This window comes from Granulosicoccus sp. 3-233, assembly GCF_052681095.1.
Map to the genome: position 1 here is coordinate 154,777 of NZ_JBQYLE010000012.1, position 14,610 is coordinate 169,386.

Annotated in this window: 15 protein-coding genes; 10 read left to right on the plus strand and 5 right to left on the minus strand. The window is 56.9% G+C overall.

Annotated elements, in window-relative coordinates:
* Positions 1-26 precede the first annotated feature (26 nt).
* A complete protein-coding gene (metG, locus tag ACUNV4_RS25270) occupies positions 27-2,063 on the minus strand; it encodes a methionine--tRNA ligase (RefSeq protein WP_430881429.1) in 2,037 nt (678 codons plus the stop codon).
* 138 nt (positions 2,064-2,201) lie between these two features.
* Here metG and apbC point away from each other — a divergent pair, with 138 nt between their 5' ends.
* The 3 genes from apbC to ACUNV4_RS25285 all read left to right on the plus strand — a co-directional run bounded on the left by apbC (position 2,202) and on the right by ACUNV4_RS25285 (position 4,544).
* Positions 2,202-3,293, plus strand: coding sequence for an iron-sulfur cluster carrier protein ApbC (apbC, locus tag ACUNV4_RS25275; RefSeq protein ID WP_430881430.1), 1,092 nt, complete (start codon positions 2,202-2,204; stop codon positions 3,291-3,293).
* Positions 3,290-3,859 carry a dCTP deaminase gene (gene dcd / locus ACUNV4_RS25280; RefSeq protein WP_430881431.1) on the plus strand — a complete coding sequence of 190 codons (570 nt, stop codon included), beginning with the start codon at positions 3,290-3,292 and terminating at the stop codon, positions 3,857-3,859. The genes apbC and dcd overlap by 4 nt, the downstream gene beginning before the upstream one ends.
* A 202-nt stretch (positions 3,860-4,061) precedes the next feature.
* Entirely contained in the window at positions 4,062-4,544 is a 483-nt protein-coding gene (locus ACUNV4_RS25285) for an RNA pyrophosphohydrolase (RefSeq protein ID WP_430881432.1), read from the plus strand.
* 75 nt (positions 4,545-4,619) lie between these two features.
* Here the strand turns inward: ACUNV4_RS25285 and ACUNV4_RS25290 are convergent, their stop codons facing one another.
* Complete coding sequence (locus tag ACUNV4_RS25290) at positions 4,620-5,042, minus strand: CopD family protein (RefSeq protein ID WP_430881433.1); 423 nt, start codon at positions 5,040-5,042, stop codon at positions 4,620-4,622.
* Between the two features lie 11 nt (positions 5,043-5,053).
* A complete protein-coding gene (locus ACUNV4_RS25295; RefSeq protein ID WP_430881434.1) occupies positions 5,054-5,650 on the minus strand; it encodes a TlpA disulfide reductase family protein in 597 nt (198 codons plus the stop codon).
* A gap of 217 nt (positions 5,651-5,867) precedes the next feature.
* Here ACUNV4_RS25295 and ACUNV4_RS25300 point away from each other — a divergent pair, with 217 nt between their 5' ends.
* From ACUNV4_RS25300 to ACUNV4_RS25330, 7 genes are all read left to right on the plus strand, one after another.
* Positions 5,868-6,371, plus strand: coding sequence for an outer membrane beta-barrel protein (locus ACUNV4_RS25300; RefSeq protein WP_430881435.1), 504 nt, complete (start codon positions 5,868-5,870; stop codon positions 6,369-6,371).
* A gap of 33 nt (positions 6,372-6,404) precedes the next feature.
* Positions 6,405-8,363 carry an Ig-like domain-containing protein gene (locus ACUNV4_RS25305; protein ID WP_430881436.1) on the plus strand — a complete coding sequence of 653 codons (1,959 nt, stop codon included), beginning with the start codon at positions 6,405-6,407 and terminating at the stop codon, positions 8,361-8,363.
* Between the two features lie 312 nt (positions 8,364-8,675).
* Positions 8,676-9,929: an HDOD domain-containing protein gene (locus ACUNV4_RS25310; protein ID WP_430881437.1), complete on the plus strand. Its 1,254-nt coding sequence runs from the start codon at positions 8,676-8,678 to the stop codon at positions 9,927-9,929.
* A 191-nt stretch (positions 9,930-10,120) separates the two neighbouring features.
* Complete coding sequence (locus ACUNV4_RS25315; RefSeq protein WP_430881438.1) at positions 10,121-10,297, plus strand: hypothetical protein; 177 nt, start codon at positions 10,121-10,123, stop codon at positions 10,295-10,297.
* 440 nt (positions 10,298-10,737) lie between these two features.
* Positions 10,738-10,902 (plus strand): DUF1328 domain-containing protein, encoded by a 165-nt coding sequence (locus ACUNV4_RS25320; protein ID WP_430881439.1) that lies wholly within the window; start codon positions 10,738-10,740, stop codon positions 10,900-10,902.
* A 154-nt stretch (positions 10,903-11,056) separates the two neighbouring features.
* Entirely contained in the window at positions 11,057-11,335 is a 279-nt protein-coding gene (locus ACUNV4_RS25325) for a CsbD family protein (RefSeq protein WP_430881440.1), read from the plus strand.
* Between the two features lie 144 nt (positions 11,336-11,479).
* Entirely contained in the window at positions 11,480-11,788 is a 309-nt protein-coding gene (locus ACUNV4_RS25330) for a hypothetical protein (protein WP_430881441.1), read from the plus strand.
* A 136-nt stretch (positions 11,789-11,924) separates the two neighbouring features.
* Here ACUNV4_RS25330 and uxaC read toward each other — a convergent pair whose 3' ends face one another.
* Both uxaC and hppD read right to left on the minus strand, forming a co-directional pair.
* Entirely contained in the window at positions 11,925-13,331 is a 1,407-nt protein-coding gene (uxaC, locus tag ACUNV4_RS25335) for a glucuronate isomerase (protein WP_430881442.1), read from the minus strand.
* Positions 13,332-13,489: 158 nt separating this feature from the next.
* Entirely contained in the window at positions 13,490-14,596 is a 1,107-nt protein-coding gene (hppD, locus tag ACUNV4_RS25340; protein WP_430881443.1) for a 4-hydroxyphenylpyruvate dioxygenase, read from the minus strand.
* Positions 14,597-14,610 lie beyond the last annotated feature (14 nt).

A 14,610-nucleotide genomic window follows, 5' to 3' on the forward strand; every position in this document is an offset into this window, starting at 1 on the left:
CCTGTTGCACGATGTCGACATGTTCTCTACTTGACCCGCATGCCGGCAGTGGCTCCGTCATCCGGCGTCAGAATGAACAGGTCGGAACCACCGGGTCCTGCGGCCAGTACCATGCCGCTGGACAGGCCGAAACGCATCTTGCGAGGCTTCAGGTTGGCGACCATGACGGTGCGTCGACCGATCAGATCCGCCGGGTCGTAGGCTGCCTTGATGCCGGCGAAGACCGTACGCGTCTCGATGCCGATGTCCAGGGTCAGCTGTACCAGTTTGTCAGCCCCTTCAACCGGTTGAGCGTCGGTGATGAGGGCTACCCGCAGATCCACCTTGTCGAAGTCGTCGATCTCGATTTCCGGCTTCAGCGGCTCCAATGACGCCTCAGCCTTGCTGCCGGCAGCACTGGCGGCAGGTTTCTGCGCATCGGCATTGGCTTTGGTTTCCTCCATGACCTTCTCGATCTGGCTGGCTTCCACCCGCGTCATCATCGGCTGGAATCGATTGATGGCGTGATCACACAGCGGCTGCTCGAGAGATGCGAGCGTCAGCGACGTGTTGAGGAACTGCTCGGTCTTGCTCGCCAGTTCCGGTAGAACCGGGCTCAGATAGGTGGCAATGATGCGGAAGTAGTTGAGTCCGACCGTGCAGATCTGCTGCACCGCTTCGGCCTGCTCGGGGTCCTTGATCTTCACCCAGGGCTCGGCGTCATTGATATAGGTATTGGCGTGCTCTGCCAGCAGCATGATCTCGCGCATCGCCTTGCCGTATTCGCGTTGCTCGTAGTACTGCATGATGATGCTTTGCGCGCTGGTGAAGTGCCGGTAGTCTTCGATCATGTCCGCGGGATAGGTGGCGGCCAGCTTGCCGTCGAAGCGCTTGCTGATGAAGCCGGCGCAGCGACTCGCGATATTGACCACCTTGCCCACCAGATCGGCGTTGACGCGTGTGATGAAGTCGTCGAAATTCATGTTCAGATCGACCACGCTGCCACTGAGCTTGGAGGCAAAGTAGTAGCGCAGGTATTCCGGTTGCAGGTGCTTGAGCCAGGTCTCGATGGTGATGGAGGTGCCCCGGGATTTCGACATCTTCAGGTTGTCGACGGTCAGAAAGCCGTGACAGAACACGCCGGTGGGCTTGCGAAAGCCGGCACCCTCGAGCATGGCGGGCCAGAACAGGCCATGGAAATTGATGATGTCCTTGCCGATGAAGTGATACAGCTCGACGTCGCTGTCGGGTTTCCAGCTGGCTTCCCAGTCTTCGCCGGTCCGTGCTGCCAGATTCTTGTGGCTGGCAATGTAGGCAATCGGGGCATCCAGCCAGACATAGAAATACTTGCCGGGGGCATCCGGAATCTCGAAACCGAAATACGGGGCATTGCGCGAGATGTCCCAGTCCTTCAGTCCTCCTTCGAGCCACTCCCTGAGCTTGTTGGCCACCTCGGGCTGCAAGGTGCCGCTGTCGGTCCATTCGCGCAGCATCTCGCTGAAGTTGCCCAGAGCGAAGAACAGTTGTTCGGAGTCTCGCAGTTCGGGGGTGGTACCGGAGACCTGCGAAATCGGCTCCTTCAGGTCTGTGGCATCGTAGGTGGCACTGCAGTTCTCGCAATTGTCGCCGTACTGATCGGGTGTGCCGCAATTGGGGCAGATACCCTTGACGAAGCGATCCGGCAGGAACATCTCGCGCTCGCGGTCGTACAACTGCTTGATGGTGCGACGTACGATATTGCCGTTGTCCCGGTTGCGTTCATAGATCAGATTGGCCAGTTCCCGGTTTTCTTCCGAATGGGTGGTATGGAAGTTGTCCGGCGACAGCAGAAAGCCGGCAATGTCGCGTTCGTGCTCGGTCTTGACGCGTGCAATCAGCTGTTCGGGCTCGATGCCTTCGGCCTGCGCCTTGAGCATGATGGGCGTGCCGTGGGCATCATCGGCCCATACCCATTGGCAGTCATTGCCCATGAGACGCTGGTAGCGTACCCAGACGTCGGTCTGGATGTATTCGAGCATATGCCCGATGTGCAGGGCACCGTTGGCGTAGGGAAGGGCGCTGGTAACCAGGATACGACGGCTCATCGGGTCTGTGTCACTGTGGTGGCTGAGTGAGAAATGCGGGGGTTTCCCCCGCTGCGCAGAAGTGTATAGTTGCGGGTTGCATGTAGTTTAACAGTCCCGTTCAACCAGTTCATACTCGTACAGGAGTGTCGCAGTCGGATGTCTGAAGTCTCGCGCGAAAAAATCGAATCCCTGCTTGCCGGAATGGAAGATCCCCATCTGGCAATCAGCCTGACTGCAGCCAAGGCTGTCAAGAATATCCGTATCGACAAGGGGTCGGTCGGCATTGACCTGTGCATGCCCTATCCCTGTCAACGCTGGGCGGAGACCCTGCGTGCCAGCGTGGCCGAGCAGCTGGCGCCGGTGGATGGCATCACCGATGTCACTGTCAACGTGACGCAGAAGATCATTGCCCACAGTGTGCAGCACGGTGTGAAACGGCTCGAAAACGTCAAGAACATCATTGCCGTGGCCTCCGGCAAGGGTGGTGTCGGCAAATCCACGACGTCGGTCAATCTGGCGCTGGCACTGGCTTCCGAGGGTGCGACGGTGGGTCTGCTGGATGCCGATATCTATGGGCCCAGCCAGCCGCGCATGATGGGCCTGTCCGGTCAGCCGGAGTCGAAGGATGGCAAGAGTCTGGAGCCCATGGAGAACTATGGCGTACAGACCATGTCCATCGGCTTCCTGATCGATGAAGAGACACCCATGATCTGGCGCGGACCCATGGTCACCCAGGCGCTGGAGCAACTGCTCAACGATACCCGCTGGAAGGACCTGGACTATCTGATCATCGATCTGCCACCGGGCACCGGCGATACCCAGTTGACGCTGGCACAGAAAGTCCCGGTCAGTGGGGCCATCATTGTCACGACTCCGCAAGATATTGCATTGCTGGATGCCCGCAAGGGCCTGAAGATGTTCGAGAAGGTCGAGGTGCCGATTCTCGGCGTGGTCGAGAACATGTCGACGCATATCTGTAGCCAGTGTGGCCATGAGGAGCACATCTTCGGTGCCGGTGGCGGTCAGAGTATGGCGTCCGAAGCGGGCATCGAGCTGCTCGGGTCGCTGCCGCTGGAAATGGGTATCCGGCTGAATGCCGACAGTGGCAAACCGACGGTGGTTGCCGATCCCGATGGCCGTACCGCCGAAATCTACAGAGAGATCGCTCGCAAGGCCGCTGCGCGTCTTTCCCGTCAGGCCAAGGACTACTCGGCCGCTTTCCCCAATATCGTGATACAGAATACGTGAGCATCAAATCCGACAAGTGGATCCGGCGCATGGCCGAAAGCAACGGCATGATCGAGCCGTTCGAATCGGGCCAGGTACGAGTGGATCACAATGATCAACGCATCGTCTCCTATGGCACTTCGAGCTATGGCTATGACGTGCGTTGTGCCGATGAATTCAAGATATTCACCAATATCAACCACGCCATTGTCGATCCCAAGGCGTTCGATTCAGGCAGTTTTGTCGATGTGCAATCCGACACCTGCATCATTCCGCCCAACTCCTTCGCGCTGGCGCGTACGGTGGAGTACTTTCGCATTCCGCGAAACGTGCTTACGGTCTGTCTGGGCAAGAGCACCTATGCGCGCTGCGGCATCATCGTCAATGTGACACCACTGGAGCCCGAGTGGGAGGGCCATGTGACACTGGAATTTTCCAATACGACGCCCTTGCCGGCCAAGATCTACGCCAATGAAGGCATCGCGCAGATGCTGTTTTTCGAAAGCGACGAAGTCTGCGAGACCTCCTATGCCGATCGCGGAGGAAAATACCAGGGGCAACAGGGTGTAACACTGCCGAGAACCTGAGTCAGGCAGCAACGTTCCGACCAGCTTCCCCAGGCGCATCAGTCTTCGTGGAAATCCGCGCGTATGAGCTTGTGAGAGCGGTTCCGTTTCGGCCAATTGCCACTCTGCGGCGTGACACTGTGGTCTGGTTGGTGCTTGTCTGTTTGCCAGTGGCGAGTTTTTTTGGTTGAATCGGGTGTATCAACAAACATTGAGCACCGACATGATTGATTGCGATGGCTATCGAGCGAATGTCGGCATCATTCTGAGCAACAGCAAAGGACAGGTTTTCTGGGCAAGACGAGTCGGTCAGAACGCATGGCAGTTTCCGCAGGGCGGAATCGACCTTGCCGAATCTCCCGAGGAGGCCATGTACCGCGAGCTGAAAGAGGAGACAGGGTTATCACCCGGTGATGTCGACGTATTGGGTTGTACACGAGAGTGGCTGAGATACCGTTTGCCCAAACGGTATGTGCGACGGCACCAGAAGCCGCTGTGCATCGGTCAGAAACAGATCTGGTACATGCTGCGGATGATGGGCAGCGAAACCGCCGTCGATCTGGCGAACAGTCCCAAACCGGAGTTTGATCACTGGCGCTGGGTGGATTACTGGGAGCCTTCGCGGCAGGTGATCTTCTTCAAGCGCAAGGTCTACAAGCGGGCACTGACTGAACTGCAGCCCTTGCTGGTACCCGTGCAAGGCTGAACAAGGCGAAAGAGCTCTCGATCAGCCGCCGCCGCCGGCACGGCATGCAGGTGCCAGGCGGCAGCGGCCGACGGTTCATCCGTTGAAGGGTCGTACGATGACCAGAATGACGATGCCTGCCAGAAACAGGACAGGCACTTCATTGAACCAGCGATACCAGACATGCGATCGCGTGTTGGCATCATCGCGAAACACCTTCACCAGGTGTGCACAATAGACGTGGTAGACGATCAGCCCGCTGACCAGCAGCAGTTTCAGCTTCATCCAGTCCAGCGTCAGCAACCCGGGCAGCCAGATGATCAACAGCAGGCTGCCAAAGACGATGGTCAGCAGGCCGCCGATATTCGTCATGGCCATCAGCTTTCGCTCCATGACCTTGAACGTTTCCATTTGTGCAAGATTGTTCTGGTCGCTCATGGCGTGATACACGAAGACACGCGGCAGGTAGAACAGTCCGGCAAACCAGGTGACCATGAAGATCACGTGCAGGGATTTCATCCAGAGCATTATCAGCTGATTCCGAACAGTTCGTCGAGTTCTTCGCGCAGTCCGTCGAACGGTATGGCGCCGACGTAACGCTTGACCAGTCTACCTTCCGAATCAAGCAGGTAACTGGTCGGGGTGCCCTTGATGCCGCCGAAGGCGGCGACGGCCTCTCCATTGATATCCAGCGCTACCGGAAACGGGAAATTCCAGGCCTCTGCCAACTCCAGCACATGGTTGGGTGGGTCGTAGGCCATGGCGACGGCCACCAGCTCCAGGCCCTTGTCGGCGTAGTCGCCATACAGACGAGCCATGTCCGGCATCTCCTTCACGCAGATGACACAGCTGGTCGACCAGAAATTGATCAGCAGTGGTCCCGTGGCGTCGCCAACCTTCACGGGCTGGCCGGAGAGTGTCTTCAGGGTGAGCTCGGCAACCGAATCGTCCAGCTCGGTACGGTTGCTGCATGAGGCAAGCAATGCCATGGCCAGCAGGCACTGGATGAGCAGTCGCCAATGAATCGACACCGTGTCTGCCAGGCTGATTCTTGCGGATGTCCGATCCGGACGTTTGCGGGGATACGGCACGATTTTCAGTCGCTGCTTGTGGATGGGGTCAATCATACCGAGTCGTGACCTTGTTCGTCTGATTCATGCGGCAATGTGTACAGGACAACAAAACGCTAAGGAAATTCGAGGAGTGGCCGACATTTTTGATGGACGTTTCTGTTCTGACTCAAGTTTTTTCTCGGCGGGGCTTGCGTTGCCCGCTGGATCGCCAAATTCAAAACGCTTCCACGCAGGAATGTGATGAAGCAGTCGTTAACTGGAGAATTGTTTCATGAGAAGACTACTCAGCGGATTGGTGCTGAGCCTTGGCCTACTGGCAGGCACTGCGCACGCAGATGTCACCAAGCTGTATTTTGGCGCAGGGTTTGCCGACGGCAGTGTCGATGTCACCGACGGTGGTGACAAGAGCCTGGGCACCATCACGGCCACTGTCGGTATCCAGTTACTCGACTTTGTCGGTATCGAACTTGAAGCGGGAGCCGCCTCTGATCAGAGTGGCAGCATCCTCAGCGACTCCCTGGTGAGTTATCAGGCAGCCATGTTGCGTCTGGGCTACCGCTGGGACCGAGTCGGGGTCTATGTGCTGGGCGGCCATGCAAGACTGGATATCGACGAGGACTTCAACGACAGCGATGCGGGTACGGCGGTGGGCTTCGGCATCAATCTGTTCGGTAACGAGACCACTGCCCTGAATCTGCATGTGCTCGATTTCGATGACGGTGCGTTCACCACGACGACCATCGGTTTTCAGCACTACTTCGGCGGGTTCCGGTAGGTCATGCTCATGCGCAGAAGAGAGTCTGAAAAAATGGACAAGTTGAATCTGGGTGTATTGCTGCTGGCGACCAGTATCTTGCTGTCGGCCTGCGGACAACGCAATGAAGACGGCACCACTGACAGTACCGGTCAGCCGGACTTCAATACCGGTGGCGATGTCGATAACGGCACTGATGGAGATGGCGATGGCGGCAGCGCCGATGAGCTCAGTCTGCGTGTATTGAGCAATGTCAACAGCATCAATACCGGCGGCACCGATGTAGCCAACATTACAGCTCTGGTGACAGATGAGAACAACAATGCTCTGGCGGATACGCCGGTAACCTTCAGTTCGACCGGCGGTGTACTGCAGAACATCTCTGAAACTACCGATGAGAACGGCGAGGCCAGCGCCACGCTGAAGCTTCCCCAGGATTTTCAGAACCGGGACATCATCGTTACCGTCGCTTCGGGCAGCAACGATGCGGAAGTCAAGGTGACGGCACTGGGTAGCACGCTCGAGGTGACCGGGCCGGACACACTGGTTCTGGGTGACAAGGCAGAGTTGGTACTGAGCCTGATTGCCGGTAATGGTGAGCCGATATCCAATCAGGTGATCGATGTAACCTCATCGGTCGGCAACAGCATCGAACCGTCGCTGGTCGTCACGGACCCTGATGGACGGGTGTCCATTCTGGTCGGTTCGGACAATTCCGACGACAAGATCCGCATCAGTGCGCTGAACAGTACGGTCACCGCCACGCACAGTTTCGAAGTTGCAGAAGATGTTCTGCGCTTTGCCAGCAATACCAGTAATGCGGAATTGCCCGTGTCCCAGAACAATCGCATCGTCGTCTTCTGGAGCAGCCAGGGGTCGGTGGTGTCGGGGCGCGAGCTGCGTTTTTCCACCACTGCCGGTGAGATCGTGGGTGACTCTACGGTGTTGACGGATGCAACCGGCAAGGCGACGATTCTGCTTCGCTCGAGCAGCGCCGGCCCTGCCAAGGTGACGGTGGAAGGTGCACAGGCCGGCAATCCCAAGACCAGTGTCGATGTGGAATTCGTGGCCACGGTGCCGGGCGATGTGTCCATAGACGCAACAACCACACGGGTGCATGCAAACGAGGCGAGCACCCTGATGGCGCTGGTTACCGATGACAATGGCAATCCGGTGAAGAATCAGACCGTGGACTTCACCAGTGTGGACCTGAAGGGCGGTCAGCTGAATCCGGCATCGGCCAAGACCAACAGTTCGGGGGTGGCCAGTGTTGCGTTTACTGCCGGTGCCAATGCCACCGAGCTGGATGACATCCTGATCGAAGCCCGTGTCAAGGGAACGGAACTGATGGATGAGCTGAATCTGACGGTGGTCGAGCGTGCTCTGAATGTGACGATTGGTACATCGAACGAAATCAACATCAAGCCGCTGGGTACCCAGTATGCATTGCCGTTCATCGTGCAGGTTGCCGATGGTAGTGGTACCCCATTGGAAGATGCCACCGTGAAACTGTCCATCCGCCCGATTCGATACACGAAGGGGTATATGGTTCTGGTCAACGAAGGTGGCTTCGAGTATGCCCCGGATATCGAGAACTGGTCGGCACATCATTGGGCCATGTTCGGTGGCAGTGTCAACTGCGACAGTGAAGATGACAATGGCAACCGTCTGCTGGACTCCGGCGAGGACTTCAACAACAACGGTTCGCTGGACCCGCAGGATCCGGCCGCGCTGGCTGCCATCGATGATGAGGACTACGCCACCATTTCCGGTGGGTCTCTGACCACGGACAAGAACGGCTCGGGGTATTTCGAGATGCTGTATCCGGCCAGTAATTCCCTGTGGTCCTATGTCGAGATAACGGCCAGGGCTGAGGCTTTGGGGGCAGAGGCGGACGATTCCTTCAGAACGACACTCCCGTTGCCAAGCTCGGAAGTGACCAAGGATGACGAGATTCCAGCCAACCATATCAGTCCGTACGGATCGGACCTGGATTGCAGCAACACCAACTGAGGGCGTGAGTCGGTTCATCGAAGTGGGCATGTCGTTCCGGGCTCCGTGTCCCGGACGGCATGCGTCGGACTGTATGCCAGGTATCACGCATTTCGGCCCGTACCTTGCGGACGGCAAGTCTCGAACCACGGATCCCGGGTGCAGTCCGGACTACGCGTCCCGAACACATCCCATGAGGGATGATCAGTAAACTTTTCCGGATGTTAGCCGCCATCATTCTCAGAATCAGTGGTTTTGCCGAGACGGTATCAAGCGCCGATCGGTCAACAGGAAGATACAGGTACTATGGTTTTCAAGAGCGATTCGAACCCAGTGACATCAGGCGCCGATGAGAGCGGGTCGGTGATATTGGCGGCGGCCGCTGCCGTGTCGCCAGTAAGCGAACTGAACGCCAGCAATCGCGAGGCCCTGTGCAAGACTGCCACCGTGGTACATGTGCAGCGCAACGACCAGATAAAGCCCGAGAACTCCCACCGCTGGCTGATGTACCTTGTTGATGGTTCCCTCAATCTGTATTCCGGCAAGGATGAGGTGGGTGTCATCAATGCCAACACAAGCGAAGCCCTGCAGCCCCTGTTTCAGGACAAGGGCGCGTACCAGAGTGCGCGAACCAGTACGGTGGCGAGAATCGTCAGATTCGGCCGCGAGCAACTGAGCATATTGCTCAAGGAACAGCAGAAAAACGCCATCAGTGTGATGGATGTTCAGGTCGGAGAGGACGACAATGTCGTCTTTGACGATATCGTGGCGGCCATCAAGAGTCGTAACGTCACGCTGGCCAGCTCCAGGGATGCTGCCACCCGGATTCTGGCTGCCTACAAGCAGGTCGGTGGTATTCCCGAGTTGGCCGAAGTCATTCAGAGCGACCCCGGACTCGCTGTGCATATCGTGCGAGTTGCCAACAGTATTGACGCTGCCAGTTCGGATGCCACCTCCAGTATTCGCGGTGCCATCACCCGTATGGGGGTGGAGGAAACCCAGCGCAATCTGTCGGAGCTCCTGCAACGAAATACCATGATTCCCGCCAATGAAGTGATTGGCAAACGACTGCGCAGGTACATCCAGCGCACACGATTGTCATCGGCCATCGTTCAGGTGCTGGCCAGAGAGGTGCCGCATCTGAAGCCGGAAGTGGCCATGATGGTGGCTCTGACGGCTGACGTGGGTGAGCTGCTGATACTGACGCATGCCAATCAGCATGCCGATCGCTTCAATGATGAAGAGCAACTGGCTGGTGTGATCGACAAGCTGCGAGTCATCGTCAGTAGCTGGTTGATCGCCGACTGGGACTTTCCGGTCGAGTTCATCGATGCCTGCCAGACTGCGCGCGACTGGTATCGCAATCATAACGGTGAAATCACCTATACGGATCTTGTGACGGCAGCACTGCTGATCATTCAATCCGAAATGCCGGAGCCGAAGCAGAGTTCCATCCCGAGTGCCAACAATCTGTTGCTGGCTCGTCGACTGCAGCAGGCCGGTATCGACCTGACTACACCCGGTGAAATCGTCAAGGCGGCAACCGGCCGACTGGTCACGGTCGAGGCGCTGCTCAAGGCCAGCTGAAGCGCTCGATTGACAGAGGTCTTGTAGTATCGGTGTAGTGTGGCGGTGGACGATGGTCTCCGTGCTCACTTCAATACCACAGCTCCGGCACTCTTATGTTGGTGTCGCAGGTTTGCGTGCTGTGCTGTCATCGCCAGCGTTTCAGGCTGCGGCCGGAGGCTGCGCCCAGGCGTGGTTTATATGAGGGGGCGATGTCGAACGTCGACCTGGATTGGCGTTTCCACGTAGCGCCTGACAATGTCCCGTCTGTCGAGAGTCCGCAGAGCGATGATGCCTCGCGCAGCTCCAGAGCATGCTCTGCCATACCCCGGGTCGCGCCTACTGCCGCTGGCTATTCTCCCGACTGGTTTTTCAGCCGATTGAAGTGAAAATGCCGCTGTCGGCTTGCATGCCTGCGCTTGCTTGCGTGAATGCCCCGCGACTCGAACGGGCATGATTACACCGCAGTAATGACGGTTGCCAGTACGCGGCCGGATCCCGTCAGCACTTGCTCATCGTGGCCGCAGGAATGTCTGTGTGAACCTGATGCCGATGTCATCCCGGGGAGATAAGCACAACTCCCGCCCTGTCGCAGAGGACCGCTTCAGCGTGTGAACTGCTCCCATGGCCGGACATATCCCCCCGCGCCTTGCAGTTCGGAAAGATTGCATGGCAACGCCTCCTTCCGGTTCCGGGAAGCCTGTTTGGCGACAGGTGTCGGCGGGATTGTCCATTTTTCAATCGTGCTGTGTCCCCGCAAGCCTGCTGTAGATTTATCTCCAACGTTTACAGCCAATCACGGCGAGAAACGATTAAAAGGGAGAACGTCATGCTTAGTTGGGCAATCGCATTTTTTGTCATCGCCATTATCGCAGCTGTTCTGGGTTTTGGTGGTATCGCCGGAAGCGCTACCAGCATCGCTCAGATTCTGTTTGTCGTATTTCTGATATTGGCCATCATTTCGTTCATTCGCGGGCGCGGTCCCAGGACATAGACGCCAGCTGAGCAGTGAGTGAAAGAGGCTGTAGAAGCCCGGTCATATCAGTGACAGATTTGGGTTGAACCGTTGCGAAAGCTTTGCGCGCGCACGGTGCAGCAAAGACACTTTCAATTACCGAAGTCATTATTAAAAGATGGAGATCATATTCATGAAGCGCATCATTGGAGCATCAATAGTTGGTCTGGCACTGCTTGGCGGTCCTGTTCTGGCTGATGACGGTGTATGGAATCAGGTGGAAGGTAACTGGGATCAGTTCAAGGGCAATGTCCAGGAGACATGGGGTGACTTGACTGACGACGAAGTCGACCAGCTGTCAGGCAAGCGCGATCAGTTTGTCGGCATGATCAAGGAGAAATACGGAATCGCTCAGGAAGAGGCTGAGGCTCAGGTAGACAAGTGGGCTGAATCACTGGATATGGACGGATAGAAACCATCCTTTACGGATGGCGATTGCACGCCCATCCGGCATTTGCAAGTTCAGGGCTGTGACAGATCGGGATTGCAAGTCGAACAACCGAGACTGAATTCGCCCTTGTATTACCAACCACAATCAACGAAAGAGGATATATCAATGAAAGTATCAAATACACTGACTGCCATCACCGCTGCCGGCATGTTGACCATGATGTCTCTCGGTAATGTAGCTCTGGCTGATGCATCCGATGCGGCCAAGGTGGAAGCTACCGAACTGCAGAGTGATATCCAGCTGCATCCCATGCTCGGATCTTATGGTATTTCGGTGAATCCGATGGAAGACGGCACACTTGCAATTGAAGGTATTGTCGATGATCAGCAGGCTTTCGATGCACTGAACCAGCTCATCGAGGAGCGTACCGAGAGTTCCAACACGAAGATCGAGAACAACGTCGCTCGTTCGTGACCGGTTGAGTGACAGCGTTCCCCAAGTACGCTGTTCACTCGCCATGTAGGTCTGAAGCAGGAGAAAGCCGGACTTGGTCCGGCTTTTTTTCGGCCTGGAAAAACGCCTGAAAGACTCCAGCCGTCGTTGCTGGCAACTACAGGCCGTAGGCGCTCTTCGCCAGATCGTAGGTCAAGGCCTGAGCGACCTCTCCGGCATCGTCTTCACTCAATCTGCCACTGGCAACCAGTGTCCCCAAATAGGCGCAGTCGACACGTCGAGCGACATCGTGACGGGCGGGAATGGAGCAGAAGGCACGAGTATCATCGTTGAAGCCTGCAGTATTGTAGAAGCCACAGGTCTCGGTCGTGCTTTCCCGGAAGCGGCGCATGCCTTCATAGCTGTCGAAGAACCACCAGGGTGGTCCCAGTTTCAAGGCAGGGTAGACCCCGGCCAGAGGCGCCAGCTCACGGGAAAAGGCTGTTTCGTCCAGTGTGAAAACGATGATGGTCAATTGTGGCTCCATACCCACTGCATTGAGCAGCGGCTGAAGGGCATTGACGTAGTCGGTTCGTGTTGGAATATCGAATCCCTTGTCACGGCCAAAACGTGCCGCGACGCCGTGATTGTGATTGCGCAGTGATCCGGGATGGATCTGCATGCTCAACCCGTCATCCAGGCTCATGCGGGCCATTTCGGTCAGCATCTGTCCACGAAAGGCATCCGCTTCCTCGGCACTGCAGCGCCCGCTTGACACCTTGTCGAACAGTCGCGTCATCTCGTCCTGACTGAAGTCTTCGGTGCGCGCCGTCGGGTGACCATGATCGGTTGCGGTAGCGCCGTGCTGTTTGAAAAACCGGCGACGTGCACGATGGGCATCCAGATAACCGGCATACGTGCTGGTGTCGCAGTCGGTCAACAGGCCAAGCTGCCTGACATTTTCCACGAATCCGTCGAACTCGGGGTCGGTCACGGCATCGGGTCGATAGGTCGTGATGACACGACCCTGCCAGTCCGATGCTGCGAGTGCACTGTGTGCCTCCAGCGGATCCAGGGCGCTCTCGGTCGTTGCCAGAAGCTCCATGTTGAATCGCTCGAACAGAGCGCGGGGACGAAATTCGTCGGTTGCCAGTTTCTCCGTGATCGTGTCATACATCCTGTCTGCCGTGGCGGCGTTCAGGTTCTCGGCAATACCGAATACCTGTTCGAAGGAGTGATCGATCCACAGCTGAGATGGCGTACCGCGAAAAAGATGATAATTCTCCGCAAAGACGCGCCAGATGGCTCTGGGATCCGTTTCCACGGCGCCGCCATCAACCCGAGGGACACCCAGCGACTCGAGGCTGATTCCCTGTGAAACCAGCATGCGGAATACATAATGGTCGGGAATGACGAACAACTCTGCGGCGTTGGGGAATGCGGCATTCTCGGCAAACCATCTCGGGTCCGTATGACCATGCGGACTGATGATGGGCAGGTCCGAAATGCGCTGGTAGAGTTCTCGTGCGATTGCCTGGCTGCGATTGTCGAGCGGGAAAAGTCTGTCCGGATCAAGCTGCGGCATGATGATCGTATGACCTGTGTCGGCGAGTGACTGGAATTCCAGCAAGATAACATGACACGGGAATGGCGCACAGTGGCCGTCAAGGCCGCAGACGGGAGAACCAGCCGGGCCTGTTGGACCCGGAGGATCAGGAGGCTCGTCCGTGAGCCCGTTCCTGATCAGGCAGAGGCTTTCAGTACACCCCGCTGAATCTGGTCTTCCTCGATCGACTCGAACAAGGCCTTGAAATTGCCTTCTCCGAAACCGTCGTCACCCTTGCGCTGAATGAATTCGAAGAAGATCGGACCAATCACCGTCTTCGAGAAAATCTGCAGCAGAATGCGCGTTGATCCGCCGTCCACTACACCTTCACCATCGATCAGGATGCCGTGTTTCTTCATCTTTTCGATGGGTTCTTCGTGATCCACCACTCTCTCGAATGATTTGTCATAGTAGATGGGTGGTGGGCCAGGCATGAACTCCATGCCCTTGTCGGCAATCCGGTCGGTTGCTGCATAGATATCATCAGTACCCACGGCGATGTGTTGAATGCCTTCGCCCTTGTACTCCTTCAGGTACTCCTCGATCTGACTGTTTTCATCGGCACTTTCATTGATCGGAATACGGATCTTGCCGCAAGGTGATGTCAGAGCGCGGCTGGTCAGCCCCGTCATCTTGCCCTTGATGTCGAAGAAACGGATTTCCCGGAAGTTGAAAGCCGTGGCATAGAACTGGTACCAGGTATCCATGTTGCCACGCATGACGTTGTGCGTCAGATGATCCAGATAGTAGAAGCCAGCGCCTGTGGGTTGCGGATCTCGTTCGCCCAGCCATTCGAACTCCTTGTCATAAGGTGAGCGACCCTGATCGTATTCCTCGACCAGATACAGCAGGGAACCGCCGATACCGATGACCGCCGGCACGTCCAGGGTCTTGTCATCGCCGGTGTATTCCTCTGCGCCATAGTCCAGCGCACATTTCAGGGCGTGTTGGGCATCCACGACCCGCCAGGCCATGGAGGGTGCGCAGGGGCCATGTTCCTCCACGAAGCGGGAAGCATGGGAGTCCTTCTCGCGATTGAGAATGTAGTTGACACGCCCCTGACGATACAGGGAGATATTCTTGCTCCTGTGCCTGGCGACTTCCAGATATCCCATCCTGTCAAACAGAGCTTCCAGCTCCGCCGGATCGCGATGGGCAAACTCGACGAACTCGAAGCCATCGGTGCCTGCGACATTGACATCGTCGATGGTGGCTTTGGGTGCATTGTGAGGGTAGGGGCCCATGAGAGTCTCCAGTG

Excerpts from the sequence above, each read along its gene's own strand:
- metG (WP_430881429.1), bottom strand. The coding sequence starts at position 2,063 with ATGAGCCGTCGTATCCTGGTTACCAGCGCCCTTCCCTACGCCAACGGT.
- apbC (WP_430881430.1), top strand. The coding sequence starts at position 2,202 with ATGTCTGAAGTCTCGCGCGAAAAAATCGAATCCCTGCTTGCCGGAATG.
- ACUNV4_RS25285 (WP_430881432.1), top strand. The coding sequence starts at position 4,062 with ATGATTGATTGCGATGGCTATCGAGCGAATGTCGGCATCATTCTGAGC.
- ACUNV4_RS25290 (WP_430881433.1), bottom strand. The coding sequence starts at position 5,042 with ATGAAATCCCTGCACGTGATCTTCATGGTCACCTGGTTTGCCGGACTG.
- ACUNV4_RS25295 (WP_430881434.1), bottom strand. The coding sequence starts at position 5,650 with ATGATTGACCCCATCCACAAGCAGCGACTGAAAATCGTGCCGTATCCC.
- ACUNV4_RS25300 (WP_430881435.1), top strand. The coding sequence starts at position 5,868 with ATGAGAAGACTACTCAGCGGATTGGTGCTGAGCCTTGGCCTACTGGCA.
- ACUNV4_RS25305 (WP_430881436.1), top strand. The coding sequence starts at position 6,405 with ATGGACAAGTTGAATCTGGGTGTATTGCTGCTGGCGACCAGTATCTTG.
- ACUNV4_RS25315 (WP_430881438.1), top strand. The coding sequence starts at position 10,121 with ATGTCGAACGTCGACCTGGATTGGCGTTTCCACGTAGCGCCTGACAAT.
- ACUNV4_RS25320 (WP_430881439.1), top strand. The coding sequence starts at position 10,738 with ATGCTTAGTTGGGCAATCGCATTTTTTGTCATCGCCATTATCGCAGCT.
- ACUNV4_RS25325 (WP_430881440.1), top strand. The coding sequence starts at position 11,057 with ATGAAGCGCATCATTGGAGCATCAATAGTTGGTCTGGCACTGCTTGGC.
- ACUNV4_RS25330 (WP_430881441.1), top strand. The coding sequence starts at position 11,480 with ATGAAAGTATCAAATACACTGACTGCCATCACCGCTGCCGGCATGTTG.
- uxaC (WP_430881442.1), bottom strand. The coding sequence starts at position 13,331 with ATGCCGCAGCTTGATCCGGACAGACTTTTCCCGCTCGACAATCGCAGC.
- hppD (WP_430881443.1), bottom strand. The coding sequence starts at position 14,596 with ATGGGCCCCTACCCTCACAATGCACCCAAAGCCACCATCGACGATGTC.